Consider the following 21,477-nt stretch of genomic DNA (forward strand, 5'->3'; position numbering starts at 1 on the left):
TATAACTAGTAGCAACCAATTGAATAGCTGACTCTTATACAGAGTGGTGGAGGGAAGTGCCCTATGAAGCCCGGCAACCGTCAAGTTTCGTTACTTGAAATGGTGCCAAGTCACACAAAGCGTATGCTTTGAAAGATGAGAGATCGGATGAACGCACTTATTTTATTAGCGTACACCTTTCTGTGAATCTGCAGAAAGGTTTTTTGTTTTTTCAGTAACTTTAGAGGGATAGACGAGACGTTGAACTGCGTTTCGGGCGGACGCTTTCCGGGGGGCGAGCATTGAGCCTCCTCACTCGCTCCGCTCCCTGCGGGGTCTCAATTAGCTCGCTGTTCCCCCAGGAGTCGCCGCCCTGCACTCCGTTCAACTCGGCATATAATAGGGCCAAAGGTCGGTCTCTAAAGCTTACCAGAAAAAGAAATATAATGAATGAACGATGAGGTGGACTGGGAATGATTCAACTAACGAATGTCAACAAACGCTTCGGCACGTCTGGTGCAGCCATCACCGCCGTCGACGACGTCACTCTGACGATCGGAGAAGGGAAGATCTACGGCATCATCGGCTACAGCGGCGCCGGGAAAAGCACATTGATCCGGCTGCTGAACGGACTTGAACGTCCGACTGACGGAACCGTCGAAGTCAACGGACGGCTCATGTCGTCCATCGGCGGAAAAGAACTCCGCCAGGCACGCCAGAAAGTGAGCATGATCTTCCAGCACTTCAACCTGCTCTGGTCACGCACCGTCAAGGAGAACATCACCTTCCCGCTCGAAATCGCCGGGATCAATAAAACGGAACGGGAGCGGAAAGCCGCTGAACTCATTGAACTTGTCGGCCTTGCCGGCAGGGAAAACGCCTATCCGTCCCAGCTGTCTGGCGGCCAGAAACAGCGGGTCGGCATCGCCCGGGCACTCGCGAACGATCCGGAAGTGCTGCTGTGCGATGAAGCGACGTCGGCACTCGACCCTGAGACGACCGATGCCATCCTCGACCTGCTTACGAGCATCAACGAGCGGCTCGGCCTGACGATTGTCCTCATCACGCACGAAATGCACGTCATCCGTAAAATCTGCCACGAAGTCGCAGTCATGGAACAGGGGCGCGTCGTCGAGACAGGTGACGTACTCGAAATCTTCCAGTCGCCGAAAGCGCCGATCACAAAACGGTTCGTCTCCCAGGTGACAGAACCGGAAGACGCGAAAAAAGTCATGTCGCTCATGCGGCAGGATCACCCGGACGGCACGCTCGTCAAACTCGCCTTCGTCGGGGAACGGACGGAACAGCCTGTGCTCGCGAGCCTGATCCGCGAGTTCCCGATCGACGTCAGCATCCTGCAGGGGAATATTTCCCAGACGCGCGGCGGCGCATACGGCACGCTCATCCTGCAGCTGACAGGGGACGAAGCCGCCACGCAGAAGGCCATCACTTTCCTGCATGAACAGGGAGTCCAGACGGAGGTGTTCGGGAAATGATCTCAACTTACCTGCCGAACGTCGACTGGACCAAAATGTGGGATGCCACTGTCGAAACACTTTACATGACCGCCGTGTCCACCGTCTTCACATTCATATTCGGGCTGGCACTCGGCATTCTGCTGTTCCTGACGGCGCCCGGCCATATTTGGGCGAACCGTCTCGTCAACGTCCTGACCGGGTCTCTCGTCAACATCTTCCGGTCGATCCCGTTCATCATCCTGATCATCCTGCTGATCCCGTTCACGAAATTCCTGATCGGTACAATCCGCGGCCCTGAAGCGGCGATGCCAGCGCTCATCATCGGCGCAGCCCCGTTCTACGCGCGGATGGTGCTCATCGCCCTGCGGGAGATCGACAAAGGGGTGCTCGAAGCAGCACGCTCGATGGGTGCGAAAACATCCACCATCATCTTCAAAGTGCTGCTGCCGGAATCGATGCCGGCGCTCCTGTCAGGCATCACGGTCACAGCGATAGCACTCGTCGGCTATACGGCGATGGCAGGCATCATCGGTGCAGGTGGCCTCGGGACACTCGCATTCCTCGATGGATTCCAGCGGAGCCGGACGGACGTGACCCTCGTGTCCACCGTCCTCATCCTGGTCGTCGTCTTCATCATCCAGTTTGCCGGCGACTTCGCCGTCAAAAAGCTCGACAAACGGTAAATCGGTACGAACAGGTGCAACCGCCTGACACATAAAAAACGAAAAGGGAAGTGGAATGTAATGAAGAAACTCATCACCGGTATTTTACTCGCTGTGCTCGTCCTCGCGCTCGCAGCATGCGGAACGAAAGATGATAAAGGCGGGAAAGCGAGCGGTTCCGACGAAGAATCGAAAGTCATTAAAGTCGGTGCTTCGAACGTGCCGCACGCGGAGATCCTCGAAGAAGCGAAGCCATTGCTGAAAGAAAAGGGCTACGACCTCGAAATCGAGCCGTACCAGGATTACGTCCTGCCGAACAAAGACCTCGATTCAGGCGACTTGGACGCGAACTACTTCCAGCACATCCCGTACATGGAAACGCAGATCGCAGATCACGGCTATGACTTCACGAATGCGGGAAGCATCCATATCGAGCCGATCGGTGTCTACTCGAAGAAATACAAGTCACTCGACGAACTGCCGGACGGAGCCACGATCCTGATCAGCAACTCGGTCGCTGACCATGGCCGTGTCCTCGCGATGCTTGAAGCGGAAGGGCTCATCAAGCTGAAAGAAGGCGTCGACAAGACGAAAGCCGAAGTGAAGGATATCGTAGAGAACAAGAAGAACCTGAAATTCGATGCGAACTACGAAGCGGCACTGCTTCCGCAAATGTATGAAAGTGAAGAAGGCGACGCGGTGCTGATCAACTCCAACTATGCAATCGATGCAGGACTGAACCCGATGAAAGATTCTATCGCATTGGAGGAATCCGACTCTCCGTACGTCAACATCATCGCTGTCCGTACTGGTGATGAAGACAAAGAGTCCATCAAAGCGCTCGTCGAAGTGCTGAAATCGAAAGAGATCCAGGACTTCATCATCGATAAGTGGGGCGGCTCCGTCGTTCCGGTCACGAAGTAATGCACACGGCCTCCCTGCCTGTCAGGGAGGTTTTTTGAATTGTGCGAAATGATTTTAAGCGGAAGTATGCGTTTCCTGTGCTGTATGATGAAAGAGAGCTTTACTAAATCAGCGCACGAAAGGGGTACATACTTTGAAATTCAAAATCGGCCTGATCTGGAGGATTGTCATTGCGATCGCCCTTGCAGTAGGCCTTGGTTACTTGGCACCGATGATCGGGGAGCGGTTCGCCGAATTGTTCACCCGGTTCTTCGCCACATTCAATATGCTGTTCGGCGGATTCCTGAACTTCATCGTGCCGTTCATCATCCTGTCGTTCATCACTCCGGGCATCGCGAAACTCGGGAAAGGCTCAGGGAAACTGCTCGGCCTGGCGACGGTGTTCGCCTATGCATCCACCATCGTTGCCGGGATCCTCGCCTATTTTGCTGCAACGACGATCCTGCCTTCGTACATACACGGGCTGGGTGAAACATCGATCGGCACCGGAAAAGAGGCGGCCGCCTCATTCTTCACGATCGAGATGACGCCGCTGATGGGCGTCATGACGGCACTCATCCTGGCGTTCGTCCTCGGGATCGGCATGGCATCGATCGGCAGTACGACTATGCTCCACCTGTTCGAGGAACTGAACACGATCATCGAGAAAGTGATCACGGTCATCATCATCCCGCTGCTGCCGATCCATATTTTCGGGATCTTCCTCAATATGACGTTCACCGGTGAAGTGGCGAAAGTGCTGTCGATCTTCATCTTCGTCTTCGTCATGATCATCGTGCTCCATCTGGTCATGCTGACGATCCAATATACCGTCGCAGGAGCCGTCTCGCAGCGCAATCCGTTCCGCCTCATGAAGATCATGGCACCGGCCTATTTCACGGCAGTCGGCACACAATCTTCCGCAGCCACCATCCCGGTCACGCTGCGGCAGGCGAAGCAGACAGGCGCTTCAGCGAAAGTGACGGACTTCACCATTCCGCTGTTCGCAACGATCCACCTGTCAGGCAGCACGATCACACTCGTCTCGTGCTCGATCGGCGTCATGCTTATGAACGGCATGCCGATCAGCTTCGTTTCCTATTTGGGCTTCATCTTCATGCTCGGTATCACGATGATCGCAGCACCGGGCGTACCGGGCGGAGCTGTCGTCGCGGCGACCGGCCTGCTCTCAACGATGCTCGGGTTCGACGAATCGATGGTCGCCCTCATGATTGCCCTGTACATGGCGCAGGACAGCTTCGGCACTGCCACCAATGTGACAGGTGACGGGGCACTTGCGATTGTCGTCGACAGCTTTTCGAAAGAAGCAACCGCAAAATAACTTAGCTGCGCCTGTTTCCCCGCGAGGGAAGCAGGCGTTTTCCATGTGTGCGGCATGCCTGGGTTATCAAATATGCCGGCCGGTTTTCTCAATCTGACTATTTCAATTGAAAACAGCACCTGGGTGATAATCCCGCTGATTGCAAGCCTTTCTTTATTATTTATAATAGTTCTCAATGATTTGCAACGGGCGGCCGGATAGGATAAGATTAGAATGATGATAAATAGGGGATGAGGCAATTCATCTCAAGCATACGGGAGGTATTGGAATGGCAACTTTGGAAATCAAAGATCTTCACGTTTCAATCGAAGACAAGGAAATACTTAAAGGGGTCAACTTAACGATCAACACAAACGAAATCCATGCAATCATGGGGCCGAACGGTACTGGTAAATCGACACTTGCGTCGGCGATCATGGGGCATCCGAAATATGAAGTGACATCAGGGTCCGTCCTCCTCGACGGGGAAGACGTTCTGGAAATGGAAGTGGACGAGCGCGCGAAAGCCGGTCTGTTCCTCGCCATGCAGTATCCGAGTGAAATCACAGGCGTCACGAACGCCGACTTCCTCCGCTCCGCGATCAACGCGCGCCGCGAAGAAGGCGATGAAATCTCGCTCATGAAGTTCATCCGCGAGCTCGACAGCAAGATGGAACTGCTCGAAATGGACGAAGATATGGCGACCCGCTACTTGAATGAAGGGTTCTCCGGCGGCGAAAAGAAACGTAACGAAATCCTCCAGCTCATGATGCTGAAACCGAAATTCGCAGTGCTGGACGAAATCGACTCCGGCCTCGATATCGACGCACTCCGCATCGTTTCGACGGGCATCAATGAAATGCGCGGCGAAGGCTTCGGCTGCCTGATCATCACACACTACCAGCGCCTGCTGAACTACATCACGCCGGACCACGTCCACGTCATGATGCAGGGCCGCGTCGTCAAGTCAGGCGGGGAAGAACTTGCCCGCAAACTGGAAGAGCACGGCTACGACTGGATCAAAGAAGAGCTCGGAATCGAAGAAGAGTCAGTAGAACAAGAAGCCTAAGAGGGAGGACGATTGAACATGACGGTTGAAACGAAATTGGCATTGACCGGAGACGACGTCCGCTCTTACGCTGCCTCTACAGGAGAAGCAGGCTGGCTGACCGACCTCCGCTTGGAAGCGCTCGGGAAATCCGAAACCCTTCCGATGCCGAAACCAGATAAAACGAAGATCGACAACTGGAACTTCACCGAGTTTCCGGTGCACGCTGTTGAAAGCAGTGTCTACGCCGACCTCGGACAGCTTCCGGACGATGCAAAACTGCTCGTCGACGCAGAGAATCAGAAGAACCTTTACGTGCAGCACAACAATACACCGGCCTACCTGTCACTGTCTGAAGAACTGAAGGAACAGGGCGTCATCTTCACCGACATTTTCACAGCATCACGCGAACACGGCGACCTCGTGAAGAAATACTTCATGACGGACGGGGTCAAAGTGGACGAGCACCGTCTTACGGCACTCCATGCAGCACTAATGAACGGCGGTGTTTTCGTCTATGTGCCGAAAAACGTCGAGGTCAAGCAGCCGATCCAAGTGCTGTTCCTCCATGACGATGAAAAAGCATCGCTCTTCAACCACGTCATCGTGGTAGCTGAAGCGAACAGCTCGGTCACATACGTCGAGAACTACTTGTCCACAGTAGAACATGCTGAAGGCCTTGCGAACATCATCGCCGAAGTGTTCACGGGCGACAACGCCGTCGTCACATACGGTGCCGTCGACGTCTTGGCGGAAGGCTTCACAACGTATGTCAACCGCCGCGGAGTAGCAGGACGCGACAGCCGCATCGACTGGGCGCTCGGCCTCATGAACGACAGCAATACGATTTCAGACAACTTGACGCACCTCGTCGGCAACGGCTCGCGCTGCGACATGAAGTCCGTTGTGGTCGGACGCGGATCCCAGAAACAGAACTTCACTTCCGAGATCGTCCATTGGGGAATGGACACAGAAGGACATATCCTGAAGCACGGCGTCATGAAAGACTCCGCGTCATCCATCTTCAACGGGATCGGCAAGATCGAAAAAGGCGCTACCCGTGCGAATGCCGAGCAGGAGTCACGCGTACTCATGCTGAGCGAAAAGGCACGCGGTGACGCCAACCCGATCCTGCTCATCGACGAAGACGATGTAACGGCAGGCCACGCAGCATCTGTCGGCCGTGTCGATCCGCTGCAGCTGTTCTACCTGATGAGCCGTGGGATTTCAAAGCACGAAGCTGAACGCCTCGTCATCCACGGGTTCCTCGAGCCGGTTGTAAGCAAGCTTCCGATTGAAGGCGTCAAGAAACAGCTGACGGAGGTTATTGAAAGGAAAGTGCGCTAATGCTGAATCCAGACATCCGCAACGATTTCCCGATCCTTGACCAAGAAGTGAACGGCTATCCCCTCGTCTACCTGGACAGTGCGGCGACTTCCCAGAAGCCGCGCCAGGTCATCGAGGCGCTGGAGCATTACTATAAGTACGATAACTCGAACGTCCACCGCGGCGTCCATACACTTGGCAACCGGGCGACCGAAGATTACGAAGGCGCGCGGGAAACCGTGCGCAAATTCCTGAATGCTTCCTCGACGAAAGAGATCGTCTTCACGCGGGGTACGACGACCGCGCTGAATCTGATCGCGGACAGCTACGGCCGTGCGAATATCGCGGAAGGCGACGAAATCATCATCACGTATATGGAGCACCATTCCAACATCATTCCATGGCAGCAGCTCGCGAAAGCGACAGGCGCTGTTCTGAAATATGTCGATCTCGAAGAAGACGGCACGCTGTCGCTCGAGAAAGTGAGCGACGCGATGACCGACCGCACGAAAATCGTCTCGATGATGTACGTCTCGAACGTACTCGGGACGATGAACCCGATCAAGGAAATCACGGAAATCGCCCACGTCCACGGAGCGGTCATGGTCGTGGACGCAGCCCAGGCTGCCCCGCATATCGAAATCGACGTGCAGGACCTGGACTGCGATTTCCTTGCATTCTCCGGCCATAAGTTATGCGGTCCGACCGGTATCGGTGCATTATATGGCAAGAAGGCGCTGCTCGAAGCGATGGAACCGACTGAATTCGGCGGCGAAATGATCGACTTCGTCGGCCTGTATGATTCCACGTGGAAAGAGCTGCCCTGGAAGTTCGAAGGCGGCACACCGATCATCGCCGGAGCGATCGGCATGGCGGCGGCCATCGACTACATCCAGTCGATCGGCCTCGATGCGATCGAACAGCACGAACATGAGCTGGTTGCCTATGCGATGGAACAGATGCGCACCCTCGAAGGCATTGAAATCTACGGTCCGCGCGATGCAAGTAAACGTGCCGGTATCGTGACCTTCAACCTGGAAGGCGTCCATCCGCACGACCTGGCAACCGTCCTCGACATGAACGGGATCGCCGTGCGTGCCGGACACCATTGCTGCCAGCCGCTCATGAAATGGCTCGACGTCTCTGCAACCGCACGTGCCAGCTTCTATCTTTACAACACGAAAGAAGATGTGGACCGTCTCATGGAAGGACTCCGCATGGCAAAGGAGTATTTTCAGTAATGAAAAATGACAAACTAGATCAGCTCTACCGCTCCGTCATCATGGATCACTACAAGACGCCGCGTAACAAAGGCGTCCTCGAAGGCAGCAACGTCACCATCGACATGAACAACCCGACGTGCGGCGACGTCATCCACCTGACACTCCAAGTCGAAGACGACATCGTCAAAGACGCGAAGTTCGAAGGGGAAGGATGCTCGATCTCCATGGCATCCGCCTCGATGATGACACAGCTCGTCAAAGGGAAGAACAAGGAAGAAGCGATATTCGCAGCCCATGCCTTCTCGGACATGATGCTTGGCAAGGAAGTGGACGAATCCGTCGACTTCGGCGATATCGAAGCATTGACAGGCGTCGCGAAATTCCCGGCGCGCATTAAATGCGCCACACTGCCATGGAAAGCGATGGAAAAAGGAATCGCGGGCGATTCCGAATGAATCGAACAGGAGGAATAGCAAATGGCTAAAAAGATGCCGGAAATCGGCGATTACAAATACGGGTTCCACGACAAGGACGTATCTGTATTCCGTTCCGAACGCGGACTGACGAAAGAAATCGTCGAAGAAATCTCGCGCATGAAAGACGAACCGGAATGGATGCTCAACTACCGTCTGAAATCCCTTGAACTGTTCTACAGCAAGCCGATGCCGCAATGGGGCGGCGACCTGAACTCACTGAACTTCGATGAAATCACATATTACGTGAAACCGTCCGAAGCGACAGAACGTTCGTGGGACGAAGTGCCGGAAGAGATCAAACGGACGTTTGACAAACTCGGTATTCCGGAAGCGGAACAGAAGTACCTCGCAGGCGTTTCCGCGCAGTACGAATCGGAAGTCGTCTACCACAACATGAAATCAGAGCTCGAAGACATGGGGATCGTCTTCAAAGACACCGATTCCGCGCTCCGTGAAAACGAAGAGCTCTTCAAGAAATACTGGGGTACGGTCATCCCGAACTCGGACAACAAGTTCGCTGCATTGAACTCGGCTGTCTGGTCAGGCGGGTCCTTCATCTACGTACCGCCCGGCATTAAAGTCGACACGCCGCTGCAAGCCTATTTCCGCATCAACTCGGAAAACATGGGGCAGTTCGAACGGACGCTCATCATCGTCGACGAAGGCGCAAGCGTGCACTACGTCGAAGGCTGTACAGCACCTGTCTATACAACAAACTCCCTCCACAGTGCGGTCGTTGAAATCATCATCAAAAAAGACGCATACTGCCGCTACACGACGATCCAGAACTGGGCGAACAACGTCTACAACCTCGTCACGAAACGTGCGGTCTGTGAAGCGAACGCAACGATGGAGTGGATCGACGGCAACATCGGTTCCAAACTGACGATGAAATACCCGGCAGTCCTCCTGAAAGGTGAAGGCGCACGCGGCATGACATTGTCGATCGCAATCGCCGGCAAAGGGCAGCACCAGGATGCAGGTGCGAAAATGATGCACTTGGCGCCGAACACGTCGTCGACGATCGTTTCGAAATCGATTTCCCAGCACGGCGGAAAAGTGAGCTACCGCGGAATCGTCCACTTCGGACGGAAAGCGGATGGCGCGCGTGCCAACATCGAATGCGACACGCTCATCATGGATGACAAGTCGACATCCGACACGATTCCGTACAACGAAATCCTGAACGACAATATTTCGCTTGAACACGAAGCGAAAGTATCCAAAGTGTCAGAAGAGCAGCTCTTCTACTTGATGAGCCGCGGTATTTCCGAAATGGAAGCGACTGAAATGATCGTCATGGGCTTCATCGAGCCATTCACGAAAGAACTGCCGATGGAATATGCAGTTGAGATGAACCGCCTGATCAAATTCGAAATGGAAGGTTCGATCGGATAATCGATTGGACAGCCTCCCCGTACGTGCACGCTGCGTACGGGTTTTTTTATATTGTCCGCTTTCCGCTTTTCCAAGCCTATCTACTGGATGAAGGGAAACAGAGGAAGGGGAGAGGCAGTCATGAAAATCGTACTGGACGCCGGGCACGGACTCGGTACACCGGGGAAACGGACACCGGACGGGGAACCCGAGTGGGCCTTCAACAATACGGTGCTGCTTGCAGCGGAGGCTGCGCTTGCCGCATTCAAGGATGTCCGTATCCTTCGCACCGATGATCCGTCCGGACGCCGGGATGTGCCGCTGCAGGAGCGTACGGACCGGGCGAATGCATGGAACGCGGATCTGTTCGTGTCGTTTCATCATAATGCCAACACGGGTGCGTGGGGGGATTGGGGCGGGACCGAAACGTTCACGCTGGATGCCCGGCGGGCGAACCCGAAGTCTGCTGATCTTGCGCGGATCCTCCAGCCGGCAATCGTCCGCGCGATGGGCTTGCGGGATCGTGGCGTGAAGAAGAGGAACCTGCACGTCCTGCGGGAGACGCATATGCCGGCAGTGCTCATCGAGGGCGGCTTCATGGATTCTCGGACGGATATCCGTGCTCTCCGTGATCCGGCCCGGCTGCAGGCACAGGGCGTTGCTGCAGCCTCGGCCATCGCGGCGTGGTTCGGCCTGACGAAGCGGCAGCCGGATGCAGCCGTGCCGGCAGGACAGCCGGGGAAGCAATTCCGGCTTGCGACAGGGACATTCCCGGACCGCCGGAGTGCTGATAATGCCGCCGCAAAGCTGAGGCAGCAGTTCGGCTGGACGGTCTATGTGAAGGAAGGGAATTGACAGCACGCGCCCGGCGGAACCCTTGCCGGGCGCGTGTTTTGCATGGAAGCAGACACGCCATGAAGGCTGCTTAACTATGTTATGATAAGGGTACGTAACGTGTACAAGGAACGGAGGGATCCATATGATAGAAATAGGCTTGACAGGCTGGGGCGACCATCCCGATGTGTATGCGCCGACCTCGACCGCGAAAGAGAAACTGATCGACTACAGCTCCCATTTCCCGATCGTGGAATTGGACTCGACTTTCTATGCGATCCAGCCGGAACGCAATATCCGCAAGTGGATACGGGAGACGCCGGATCACTTCAGTTTCATCGTGAAAGCATATCAGGGGATGACCGGGCATCTGCGCGGCGAACTGCCGTACGAATCGAAAGAGGAGATGTTCCAGCTGTTCCGGCTGTCGCTGCAGCCGCTGCAGGAAGCGGACAAGCTGTCGATGATCCTCGTGCAGTTCCCGCCATGGTTCGACTGTGTCAAAGAGAACGTCGAGGAAATACGATACATATGCAGGCAGCTCGAAGGTTTCGATATCGCCGTCGAGTTCCGGAACCAGACCTGGTACTCGGAACCGCTTCGGGAGAAGACTTTTCAGTTCCTGAGCGACAACGGGCTGATCCATGTCATTGCCGACGAGCCTCAGGCGGGTGCGGGCAGTGTGCCGTTCATCCCCCGGGTGACGAACTCTGCCAAAGCGATGGTCCGTCTCCACGGCCGCAATCTAGCCGGCTGGAAGAATCCGGGCGGCAGCCGGGAGAACTGGCGGAAAATCCGCTATTTGTATGATTACAATGATCAGGAACTGGAAGAAGTCAAAGCAGCCGTCAATCAGGCTGCAGAGAATGCGGAATACGTCGCTGTCATCTTCAACAACAATTCAGGCGGCCATGCCGCTGAGAACGCGAAACGGTTCCAGAAGTTGCTGAATCTCTCCTTTGAAGATCTGGCTCCGAAACAGCTCGACATCTTTGAGGAGGAATAATAATGGAATATGTATTACTGATCGCAATCGGTATGCTGTCCGGCGTCGTCGGCTCACTCGTCGGCCTCGGCGGCGGCACGATCTTCGTCCCGGTGACGCTGCTCGTCGGCATCGACCTCGGCTGGATCCCGCATGTGACGCCGCAGACGGTTGTCGGCATGTCGGTCATCATGATGGTGTTCAACGGCCTGTCGTCGACGATGTATCATCTGAAGGCGAAGACCGTCGACTACCGGAGCGGTCTCATCTTTTTCGCGGGGAGCATCCCGGGGACGATCATCGGCGCTTTCTTCAACAGAGGACTCGATTTGAGTTCATTCAATATCTATTTCGGGCTGTTGCTGATCTTCCTGGCAGCTCTTTTGCTTGTCAATAAATATTTGAAGCCGATACGCTGGTTCGTCGATCATGGGAAGCAGATCACGTTCACCGATCCGCAGGGTGAAAACCATGTGTACGGGTATCCGATCTGGTTCGCCCTGCTGTTCACGTTCTTCATCGGCCTGACGTCAGGACTCTTCGGAATCGGCGGCGGCGCGATGCTCGTGCCCGGCATGATCCTGCTGTTCCTGTTCCCGCCGCACGTGGCGGTCGGCACGTCGATGCTGATGGTATTCCTGTCAGCGCTCATCAACTCAGGTACTCACATCTACCTCGGGCATGTGCCATGGCTCTACTCGCTCGCAGTCATCCCGGGTGCCTATATCGGCGGCACAGTCGGATCGATGCTGAACAAGAAGATGAGTTCGGAAACGCTTGTCATCGTACTCCGGGTGCTGCTCCTGCTGTTCGGTGTCAATTCAATCATAGACGGAATATGGGGATGATCGCGATCTCACGGAAAACGGAAACCATCCATATCTACCATACGAATGACGTGCACAGCCACTTTGAGAACTGGCCGGGCATCCAGCAGTACTTGACCGGAAAGCGACAGGAACACGAGCAGGCGGGAGATGCTGTCTTCGTCTTCGATCTCGGGGATTTCGTGGACCGCTCGCACCCGTTCACGGAAGCGACAGCCGGGAGAGGGAATACGGAGCTGCTGAACGCGGCGCAATACGACGCGGTGACGATCGGCAACAACGAAGGGATCACACTGCCGAAGGAGGACTTGGAGCGGCTGTACAGCGGCGCGGAGTTCGACGTCATCGTGGCGAACCTGGCGGAAGCGGACGGCACTTCACCTGACTGGGCCGTTCCGTACAAGCAATATGTGACGGAGCACGGCGTCACCGTCGCAGTGATCGCCGCGACAGCTGTCTATGAAGCATTCTACACGAAACTCGGCTGGACGATCCGGGAACCGCGTGCCATCCTGATAAATCTTGCTGCCCGGCTGCGCAAGACGTCGGACGTCGTCATCTGCCTGTCCCATCTCGGCGTCCGTGAGGACCGGCTGCTTGCAGACGAAACGAACGATATCGATCTTATCCTTGGAGCACATACCCACCACCTGTTCGTCCAAGGCGAATGGGAAGGCGATACGCTGCTGGCTGCGACCGGCAAGTTCGGTCAGTATGTCGGCCGTGTCTGCATCTCGGTGGAGGACGGGCGGATTACCGGCAGGACAGCATCTGTCATCCCGGCAGGCGAGCTGGAAGCAGATTCGGAAACGGAGGAGGCATTCAGCCGGAAGCTCGCTGAGGGAGAACGCCTTCTCGAGCGGACGGCCTTCCATCTGCCCCGCACGCTCGGCCAGAACTTATTCGGAACGAGCGCACTGTCTGATTTCTTCGGGCAGGCCCTCCTCACCTATACGGACGCGGACTGCGGGCTGTTCAATGCAGGCCTGTTCCTCGGCAGCCTGCCGGGAGGCGATGTCACACTGCGGGACCTGCACAGCGTCCTGCCCCACCCCATCAATGCATGTGTCCTTACAATCACAGGGCGGTCACTGCTCGACTATTACCGGATCTCCCAAAATCCCGACTGGGCCCGCACCGAAGTCCGGGGTCTCGGGTTCAGGGGCACGCTGATGGGCGTCATGATCCCGGTGAATCTGCACATGGAAGACGGGATCCTTCATATCGGAGAGGAGCGGGTCGGTATGCAGAAACGCTACCGGCTCGCTACACTCGACATGTTCACCTTCGGATTCTTCTATCCGAATATGAAATATGAAACGATCGACTACCTCGTGCCGGAATTGATCCGCGATATCGCAGGCTGGTACGGCAGACAGCTGCCGCGCTGACAGACTCATAGGCAGCACTTCCCCTTCATATGGTTAGGAAGGGGAGGTGCTGCTTTTTTGCGATTCCATACACAAGCTCCGAAACAGCGGAAATCCAAAAGGAGGTGGCTCAAACTACTGATACCAGCACTCCTTATCACGATTGCCGGAAGTTTTTACTATTTGAATATAAAGTTAACACCTCTTTATATGCGGTATGCAGAAGTGGAGACACGCAAGATTGCAGCACACGTCATCAGTCAGGCGATCCAGTCGCGGTCCGACAGCGTACTCGATGTCAATGATGTGCTCGTCAATATCCCGAATGATTCGAAGGAAACCGTCACAATGAAAGTCGATGCCGAGAAGATCAGCCAGGTGATGGCGGAAATCCATGAACTTGTCGAAAACCATCTGGAACGGGCTGAATCCGGTGATCTGGCCATGCTGCCGGACAGTGATGTACTGGAGTTCGATACTGAAGAGATGGAGAAACACGGCGGTGTCGTCTTCTTCGTGCCGATCGGCCAGGTCGCCGGCATACCGCTGCTCGGAAACCTTGGGCCGAAAATCCCGATCCGTTTCCATATAGTCGGTGACGTCCATGGCGATATCGATACGAAAATCACCGAATACGGCATTAACAACGTCTACATGGAGGTGAATATCAACCTGACCGTCAACGTGCAGATCATTATTCCAGTCGCGACAAAACAAAGTACGGTGGAGCATTCCTTCCCGGTCGCGATCGGCATCATCCAGGGTGTCGTGCCGCAAATCTATACGAAAGGGGGGCAGAGCCCGGCCAATATCGAAGTGCCGCTCAGTCAGACGGGTGAAACGAATGAGCCGTAAGCTGCCTTGCATAATCATTCAGCATCTGCTATCCTGTAAAGGTAAGAACAGAATCGATAGGGTAGAGGCTGCATAGCTTATGAGTATCACATGCGAGAGTGACGTCGAAGACCATGTGAAAAAGGAAGTTCTGCCGAAGCTGGATGGAGGTCGTCTCCGCACAGCTGGGGTCATTTCGAACAGGAATGGCACTGTCACGGGATTTGTACAGTCCGTGATGAGCTACAATCGTCAGTTGGATAACGAACTTGTTTATCAAACCAATGACATGTAGACAGCCGGTGCCCGGTACACTTTTCAAAGTGAAACGGGTGCCGGCTTTTTGTATCCCTCGATCCCTGATAAAAAGGAGGAAAATGGAATGATTGGTACTTGGCTCTCGATTTTACCCCCCGTCATCGCAATTGTCATGGTGCTGACGACGAAACGGGTGCTGCTGTCCCTCAGCGCCGGCATCCTGTCAGCAGCGCTGCTCGTTGCGTCGTTTGCACCCGGGGAGACAGTGGTTCAACTCGGAAAGGCACTCGCCGTCTCGTTCTGGGATGATGGCGCGCTCAACACATATAACATCTATATCATGGTCTTCATCCTATTCCTCGGTGTCATCACGGCACTCGTCAGTCTGTCCGGCGGCAGTCGGGCATTCGCCGAATGGGCGGTCACCCGCATCAAGACGAAACGGAGTGCCAAACTGCTGACAGCGGCTGTCGGCATCCTGATTTTCGTGGATGATTACTTCAATGCGCTGGCGGTCGGCCAGATTGCGCGCCCGATCACCGACAGGCACAACATATCACGGGCAAAACTCGCATACTTCATCGACTCGACATCCGCACCGGTCTGCGTCATCTCCCCGGTATCGAGCTGGGGGGCCTTCCTGATCGGACAGCTCGCGATCATCCTGGCGACGACTTCCGCGGTGAACTATTCGCCGCTCAGTGCGTTCCTGCTCATGGCACCGATGAATTTCTATGCATTGGCGACTCTCGCCATGGTCTTCTTCTTCGCCTGGACGGACGTTGATTTCTTTGCGATGAAAGACCACGAAAAGCGGGCAAGTGAAACTGGCCAGCTGTTCGACCCGGAAAAAGAGATTCCGGGCCAGCTGAAAGACGAATTCCCTGAACATAAGCATGGTCATGTCCGGGATCTCGTCGTCCCGATCGTCACGCTTGTCGGGGTCACACTTGCTGCCATGATCGTGACCGGCTACCGGATCGGCGGCGAACTGAACTTATGGACGATCTTCGAAAACACGGACGTCCCGCTGTCACTCGTCTTCGGAGGAGCTGCCGGCACACTCGCCGCAGTAATCCTCTACGCGATGCAGTTCCGGGTAAATGACACAGCTTCCGCAGGACTGATCGGCCGGGCGTTCGTCAGCGGCGTGAAAGCGATGCTGCCGGCTGTCCTGATCCTCATCCTCGCCTGGTCCCTGACGCACCTGATCGATCTGCTGGAGACGGGTCTGTTCTTATCGGAAGCCGTCTCGAAATCGAACATTCCGGTCGGATTCCTGCCGGTCGTGCTGTTCGTGCTGGCAGGGCTGATGGCCTTCTCGACAGGGACCTCTTGGGGATCGTTCGGGATCCTCCTGCCGATCGCCGGGACGATCATGGTGAATGCAGCACCTGAACACCTGCTGCCTGCCCTGGCCGCCGTCCTTGCAGGAGCAGTCTTCGGCGACCACTGTTCACCGATCTCCGATACGACGATCCTGTCGTCGACCGGAGCGGGAAGCAACCACATCGATCACGTAGCCACCCAGCTGCCGTACGCACTGATCGCTGCCGGAATTTCGGCAGGTGGCTACATCATCCTCGGGCTGACCGGTTCCGTATGGATCGGACTTGCGGGTGTAGCGGTGATTCTGGCTGCACTCTTCACGTTCTGGAATATGCGGCTTGCACGGAAAACTGCCGCTGCAGCAGCAGAGTGAAAGGTATTCTCCCATAGTTGTGGGAGAATACCTTTTTTTCTTTGCGACCAGCCACATTTTATAGGAAATTAGAAATAGTTCCCAATATCCAGAGTGGACGGATGGCGGTATATCAACGATTCGACGTTCTAGTAATAACATTATGAAAATTTGTATAGACTGAATTAGAAGTTTGTTTTAGAATAGAGTTACAGAAAGAAAAGAACGGGAGCGAAACTCGCTGATCCGCCTTACGCTGTCCTTTCTGTCAAAATTTCAGAATAGTAGAACTAAGGGGGAAGAGAAATGAAATTCAAACGAGCATGGAGTTTACTGGCAGCAATGACGATTGGCGTCGGTCTCCTGGCCGGCTGTTCAGAAGGCGGGAAAGATGAGTCATCTGGTTCAAAAGGAGGAGACGGGGATATCAAGATCGGGGTCAACCTCGAATTATCCGGCGCTGTCGCATCGTACGGTACATCCGAGGCTGATGGCATCCAGCTCGCTGTCGATGAAATCAACGACGACGGCGGAATCGACGGCAAAAAGATCAAAATCATCAAGATCGACAATAAATCCGATGCTGCCGAAGCGACGAACGCTGCGATCAAACTGACGACGCAGGAAAATGTCGCAGCGATCATCGGCGCCGCGACGAGCGGAGCGACGGTTGCCCAGGCACAGATCGCGAACGACAACAAGACACCGATCATCAGTCCGTCCGGCACGAGCCCGACAGTGACGGTCAATGACAAGGGCGAAGTGAACGAATACGTCTTCCGTACGTCATTCATCGATCCTTTCCAAGGGACAGTTGCTGCTAACTTCGCTGCAAATGACCTCGGCGTCAAAAATGTCGCCATCTTCTCAGACAACGCAAGTGATTACTCGAAAGGTCTTGCTTCTTCATTCAAAAAGGATTTCGAGAAAGCAGGCGGGAAAGTCGTCGCTGAAGAATCCTATATCGCGAAAGACTCGGACTTCCGCTCCACACTGACGCGCATCAAGTCAGCGAAGCCGGAATTCATCTTCATCCCGGGGTATTACGAAGAGGTCGGCCTCATCGTCAAGCAGGCGCGTGAAATGGGCATCGACGTGCCGCTCATGGGGGCGGACGGATGGGATTCCCCGATTCTCCTGGATCTGGCAGGCGCGGACGCACTGAACAATACGTATACGACGAACCACTACTCGGCTGATGACCCGGACGGTGCTGTAAAGGCATTCAACGACAAGTTCAAAGACAAATACGGCAAATCGCCGGACGCGTTCAACGCACTTGGCTATGACACGGTCTACTTGCTGAAGGATGCAATCGAACGTGCAGGCAGCACGGACTCCACAAAGATCAAAGACGCACTGGCAGAGACGGATGGACTCAATCTCGTAACAGGGACTTATTCGGTTGACGAAAACCATCACCCGATCAAGTCTGCTACGATCCTCGAGTACAAGGACGGCGAGCAAGTGTTCAATACGAAGGTGAATCCGTAATTTCATGGGAGGGGCGGGGGAACTCTCTCCCGCCTTCTTTTCATGCACTAATGCCAGAGAGTCATAAGGGGGGAACTTCATGGATTGGATACAACAGCTTGTCAACGGCATTTCTCTCGGCAGTATTTACGCACTGATCGCACTCGGCTATACGATGGTCTACGGAATTATTAAACTCATCAACTTCGCGCACGGCGAGGTGTTCATGATCGGTGCATTCATCGGCTATCTTTCGATTGCAGGCTGGGGACTCGGCTTCGTGCCGGCTCTTCTGCTGTCGATGGCCGTCTGTGCCGTCATCGGTGTCCTGATCGAACGCATCGCCTATAAGCGGCTGCGGAATGCGACGAGGATCGCCGCTCTGATCACAGCGATCGGTGTTTCACTGCTCATCCAGAACGGTGTCATCTATTTCCGCGGAGCCCAGCCGGCTGCATACCCGGAAGTATTGGCGAACAAGACGTTCAATCTTTTCGGTGCGCAGATCAGCAGTCAGGCGATCTTGATTTTGTCCATTTCCGTCTTTCTGATGATTGTACTTCAGTTCATCGTACATAAGACGAAGATCGGAAAAGCGATGCGGGCCGTTTCCTATGACGCGGAAGCCGCAAAACTGATGGGCATCAATGTCGACAATACGATTTCCGCGACATTCGCGATCGGTTCGGCGCTCGCCGGGGCGGCGGGTGTCATCTTTGGAATCTACTATACGAAAATCGACCCGCTCATGGGGGTCATCCCGGGGCTGAAAGCATTTGTTGCTGCAGTTCTTGGCGGAATCGGCATCATCCCGGGAGCGATGGCAGGGGGACTTGTCCTCGGAGTCGTGGAGACGGTCGTCAGCGCGCTGGGCGGTTCGCTCTGGCGCGATGCTGCAGCCTTCATCATCCTCATCCTGATCCTGATATTCAAACCAGCGGGTCTATTCGGCAAAAACACGAGAGAGAAAGTGTAGGTGAATGGGAATGATGAAAAAGTCGAAGCAATTCTGGGTGTTCGCCGTATTGGCAATTGCTGTCTACGTTGTTGTTCAAGTGATGATCAGCAGCGGGATTTTGAATAATTTCTATTCGAATACACTCATCTTCATGGCGATCAATATCATGCTTGCCGTCAGCCTGCACTTGGTGATCGGGATCACCGGGCAGTTCTCGCTCGGACACGCGGGGTTCCTCGCAGTCGGTGCCTATGTATCCGCCATCATGACGATGAAGCTCGAGCTGCCGTTCGCTGCATCGATTGTCATTGCCGGACTTGCAGCCGCCCTCGCAGGACTGATTGTCGGGATTCCGACGCTGCGCCTGCGCGGTGATTATCTGGCGATCGCGACACTTGGGTTCGCGGAAATCATCCGTATCATCTTCCTGAACATCGACTACGTCGGCGGCGCCGCAGGTATGCAGGTGGCCCACCTGACGACGTGGACGTATACGTTCGTCTGCCTGTTCGTGACCATCCTCGTCATCGTGAACTTCACGAACTCCCGCCACGGCAGAGCGTGCATCGCCGTACGGGAAAATGAGATCGCAGCAGATGCGATGGGCATCAACACAACGTATTATAAAGTGCTGGCATTCGCAATCGGCTCCTTCTTCGCAGGAATCGCCGGTGCGCTCTATGCCCATAACTTCTATATCATCCAGCCGGCGAACTTCGGTTTCCTGAAATCCATCGACATTCTGATCTACGTCGTCCTCGGCGGTCTCGGCAGTCTGTCAGGGGCGATTGTCGCGACAATCCTGCTGACGATCGTTTCTACATTCCTTCAGGATTATCCGGAAACCCGTATGATCTTGTACAGCCTTGTCCTCATCATCGTCATGCTCTACCGTCCGAAAGGGCTCATGGGCAAGATGGAATTCACCGATTACTTGAAGATGTGGATGCGGCCGAAAGGGGGAAGACAGCATGAGCAGTGACGTATTGCTGGACGTACAGAACACAGGGATCCAGTTCGGCGGACTGAAAGCCGTCTCCGGATTCAGCATGAAAATCCATAAGGGAGAGCTGGTCGGGCTGATCGGTCCGAACGGCGCCGGCAAGACGACGAGCTTCAACTTGCTGACAGGTGTCTACGTACCGACGGAAGGGGAGATCTTCTTCGACGGGAAGAAGATCAACGGACTGCCGCCATTCAAAGTGACGCGTCTCGGCATGAGCCGGACCTTCCAGAACATCCGGCTGTTCGACGAACTGTCCGTGCTCGATAATGTGAAAGTGGCCTATCATTCACTTGCGAAAGACTCTGTGCTGAGCGCCGTGCTGCGCCTGCCTCCCTACTTCAAAAGTGAGCATGAGATGGAAGAGAAGGCGCTGGAATTCCTGAAGATTTTCGAGCTCGACAAATATAAGGACGAGACCGCGAAAAACCTGCCGTACGGCAAACAGCGCCGCCTTGAAATCGCCCGGGCGCTCGCAGCGGATCCGCAGCTTCTCCTGCTGGATGAACCAGCGGCTGGAATGAATCCGTTCGAGACGAAAGAGCTCATGGACCTGATCGCCTTCATCCGCAAAGAGTTCGGACTGACGATCTTGCTGATCGAACACGATATGAATCTCGTCATGGGCATCTGCGAACGGATCTACGTACTCGATCACGGTGTCCTGCTCGCAGAAGGGAACCCGGAAGAGATCCGCAACAATCCGAAGGTCATCGAGGCGTATTTAGGGGAGGAAATCGTATGAGTGTGCTGAGCATCCAAGATCTGAACGTCTACTACGGCAGCATCCATGCATTGAAGGGCGTCTCGCTTGAAGTGAACGAAGGGGAGATCGTCACGCTGATTGGCGCGAACGGAGCCGGCAAGAGCACGCTGCTCAAAACCGTCTCCGGCCTCCTGAAGCCGAAACAGGGGACGATTTCCTATGCCGGTTCGCCGATCCAGGGGAAGCCGGCCCAGTCGATCGTCAAGATGGGCGTGTCCCAAGTGCCGGAAGGGCGTCGCGTCTTCGCGGAAATGTCCGTAGAAGAGAACATTGAACTAGGAGCGTTCCTGCGGAAAGATAAAGCTGAGATCTCGAAGGATTTCAAAAAAGTGTATGACATCTTCCCTCGTTTATACGAACGTCGCAAACAGTCAGCAGGAACACTTTCCGGAGGGGAGCAGCAGATGCTGGCCATGGGGAGAGCAATCATGGCCCGTCCCAAATTGCTGCTGCTCGACGAACCGTCAATGGGGCTTGCCCCGCTTATGGTAAAGACAATTTTCGAAACCGTGAAAGATATTAACGAAGCGGGTACGACGATCCTGCTCGTGGAACAGAACGCCCACCTGGCGCTATCCATCGCGGATCGCGGATATGTCATCGAGACAGGACGCGTCATCCTTTCCGGCTCGGCAGCCGAACTGCAGTCGAGTGACGAAGTGAAAGATGCCTACCTCGGCGGGCATTGATGAATA

The 21,477-nt window shown here is 54.9% G+C and carries 20 protein-coding genes and 2 riboswitches; all 20 genes read left to right on the top strand.

Annotated features, from left to right (window positions below; all coding sequences use genetic code 11):
• The first annotated feature begins 31 nt into the window (after positions 1–31).
• Positions 32–142: riboswitch (SAM riboswitch) on the top strand.
• A 310-nt stretch (positions 143–452) separates the two neighbouring features.
• The 20 genes from NFU03_RS12420 to NFU03_RS12515 all read left to right on the top strand — a co-directional run bounded on the left by NFU03_RS12420 (position 453) and on the right by NFU03_RS12515 (position 21,471).
• Positions 453–1,475, top strand: coding sequence for a methionine ABC transporter ATP-binding protein (locus NFU03_RS12420; RefSeq protein ID WP_251639124.1), 1,023 nt, complete (start codon positions 453–455; stop codon positions 1,473–1,475).
• Positions 1,472–2,140, top strand: a complete 669-nt coding sequence (locus tag NFU03_RS12425) for a methionine ABC transporter permease (protein WP_251639126.1) — start codon at positions 1,472–1,474, stop codon at positions 2,138–2,140. The genes NFU03_RS12420 and NFU03_RS12425 overlap by 4 nt, the downstream gene beginning before the upstream one ends.
• 60 nt (positions 2,141–2,200) lie before the next feature.
• Positions 2,201–3,043: a MetQ/NlpA family ABC transporter substrate-binding protein gene (locus NFU03_RS12430; protein ID WP_251639128.1), complete on the top strand. Its 843-nt coding sequence runs from the start codon at positions 2,201–2,203 to the stop codon at positions 3,041–3,043.
• A 133-nt stretch (positions 3,044–3,176) separates the two neighbouring features.
• Positions 3,177–4,364 (top strand): dicarboxylate/amino acid:cation symporter, encoded by a 1,188-nt coding sequence (locus NFU03_RS12435; protein WP_251639130.1) that lies wholly within the window; start codon positions 3,177–3,179, stop codon positions 4,362–4,364.
• A 268-nt stretch (positions 4,365–4,632) separates the two neighbouring features.
• Positions 4,633–5,412 carry a Fe-S cluster assembly ATPase SufC gene (gene sufC, locus NFU03_RS12440; protein WP_251639131.1) on the top strand — a complete coding sequence of 260 codons (780 nt, stop codon included), beginning with the start codon at positions 4,633–4,635 and terminating at the stop codon, positions 5,410–5,412.
• An 18-nt stretch (positions 5,413–5,430) separates the two neighbouring features.
• The gene (gene sufD / locus NFU03_RS12445) at positions 5,431–6,738 is read left to right on the top strand and encodes a Fe-S cluster assembly protein SufD (protein WP_251639132.1); all 1,308 of its coding nucleotides are present in this window, start codon (positions 5,431–5,433) and stop codon (positions 6,736–6,738) included.
• Positions 6,738–7,958, top strand: a complete 1,221-nt coding sequence (locus NFU03_RS12450; protein WP_251639133.1) for a cysteine desulfurase — start codon at positions 6,738–6,740, stop codon at positions 7,956–7,958. Before sufD ends, NFU03_RS12450 begins: the two co-directional genes overlap by 1 nt.
• Positions 7,958–8,395 carry a Fe-S cluster assembly sulfur transfer protein SufU gene (gene sufU / locus NFU03_RS12455; protein ID WP_251639134.1) on the top strand — a complete coding sequence of 146 codons (438 nt, stop codon included), beginning with the start codon at positions 7,958–7,960 and terminating at the stop codon, positions 8,393–8,395. The genes NFU03_RS12450 and sufU overlap by 1 nt, the downstream gene beginning before the upstream one ends.
• Before the next feature lie 21 nt (positions 8,396–8,416).
• Positions 8,417–9,814: a Fe-S cluster assembly protein SufB gene (gene sufB / locus NFU03_RS12460; RefSeq protein WP_251639135.1), complete on the top strand. Its 1,398-nt coding sequence runs from the start codon at positions 8,417–8,419 to the stop codon at positions 9,812–9,814.
• Positions 9,815–9,934: 120 nt separating this feature from the next.
• On the top strand, positions 9,935–10,648 hold the full coding sequence (locus NFU03_RS12465; RefSeq protein WP_251639136.1) for an N-acetylmuramoyl-L-alanine amidase family protein: 714 nt from the start codon (positions 9,935–9,937) through the stop codon (positions 10,646–10,648).
• A gap of 124 nt (positions 10,649–10,772) precedes the next feature.
• Positions 10,773–11,633: a DUF72 domain-containing protein gene (locus NFU03_RS12470; protein ID WP_251639138.1), complete on the top strand. Its 861-nt coding sequence runs from the start codon at positions 10,773–10,775 to the stop codon at positions 11,631–11,633.
• Between the two features lie 2 nt (positions 11,634–11,635).
• Positions 11,636–12,460 (top strand): sulfite exporter TauE/SafE family protein, encoded by an 825-nt coding sequence (locus NFU03_RS12475; RefSeq protein ID WP_251639139.1) that lies wholly within the window; start codon positions 11,636–11,638, stop codon positions 12,458–12,460.
• The gene (locus NFU03_RS12480; RefSeq protein WP_251639141.1) at positions 12,457–13,830 is read left to right on the top strand and encodes a bifunctional metallophosphatase/5'-nucleotidase; all 1,374 of its coding nucleotides are present in this window, start codon (positions 12,457–12,459) and stop codon (positions 13,828–13,830) included. The genes NFU03_RS12475 and NFU03_RS12480 overlap by 4 nt, the downstream gene beginning before the upstream one ends.
• Before the next feature lie 57 nt (positions 13,831–13,887).
• The gene (gene yunB, locus NFU03_RS12485; RefSeq protein WP_251639143.1) at positions 13,888–14,664 is read left to right on the top strand and encodes a sporulation protein YunB; all 777 of its coding nucleotides are present in this window, start codon (positions 13,888–13,890) and stop codon (positions 14,662–14,664) included.
• A gap of 54 nt (positions 14,665–14,718) precedes the next feature.
• A riboswitch (Lysine riboswitch) is annotated at positions 14,719–14,897 on the top strand.
• A gap of 128 nt (positions 14,898–15,025) precedes the next feature.
• Positions 15,026–16,603: a Na+/H+ antiporter NhaC family protein gene (locus tag NFU03_RS12490; RefSeq protein ID WP_251639145.1), complete on the top strand. Its 1,578-nt coding sequence runs from the start codon at positions 15,026–15,028 to the stop codon at positions 16,601–16,603.
• A 285-nt stretch (positions 16,604–16,888) separates the two neighbouring features.
• On the top strand, positions 16,889–18,076 hold the full coding sequence (locus NFU03_RS12495; protein ID WP_251639147.1) for an ABC transporter substrate-binding protein: 1,188 nt from the start codon (positions 16,889–16,891) through the stop codon (positions 18,074–18,076).
• Between the two features lie 79 nt (positions 18,077–18,155).
• Positions 18,156–19,031: a branched-chain amino acid ABC transporter permease gene (locus NFU03_RS12500; protein ID WP_251639149.1), complete on the top strand. Its 876-nt coding sequence runs from the start codon at positions 18,156–18,158 to the stop codon at positions 19,029–19,031.
• Positions 19,032–19,035: 4 nt separating this feature from the next.
• Positions 19,036–19,995 (top strand): branched-chain amino acid ABC transporter permease, encoded by a 960-nt coding sequence (locus NFU03_RS12505; RefSeq protein WP_251639150.1) that lies wholly within the window; start codon positions 19,036–19,038, stop codon positions 19,993–19,995.
• The gene (locus NFU03_RS12510) at positions 19,985–20,761 is read left to right on the top strand and encodes an ABC transporter ATP-binding protein (protein WP_251639152.1); all 777 of its coding nucleotides are present in this window, start codon (positions 19,985–19,987) and stop codon (positions 20,759–20,761) included. Before NFU03_RS12505 ends, NFU03_RS12510 begins: the two co-directional genes overlap by 11 nt.
• Positions 20,758–21,471: an ABC transporter ATP-binding protein gene (locus tag NFU03_RS12515; protein WP_398290338.1), complete on the top strand. Its 714-nt coding sequence runs from the start codon at positions 20,758–20,760 to the stop codon at positions 21,469–21,471. Before NFU03_RS12510 ends, NFU03_RS12515 begins: the two co-directional genes overlap by 4 nt.
• The last annotated feature ends 6 nt before the right edge of the window (positions 21,472–21,477 follow it).

It is taken from the genome of Sporosarcina sp. NCCP-2716 (assembly GCF_023707985.1).
In the GTDB taxonomy this organism is placed as follows: Bacteria; Bacillota; Bacilli; order Bacillales_A; family Planococcaceae; genus Sporosarcina.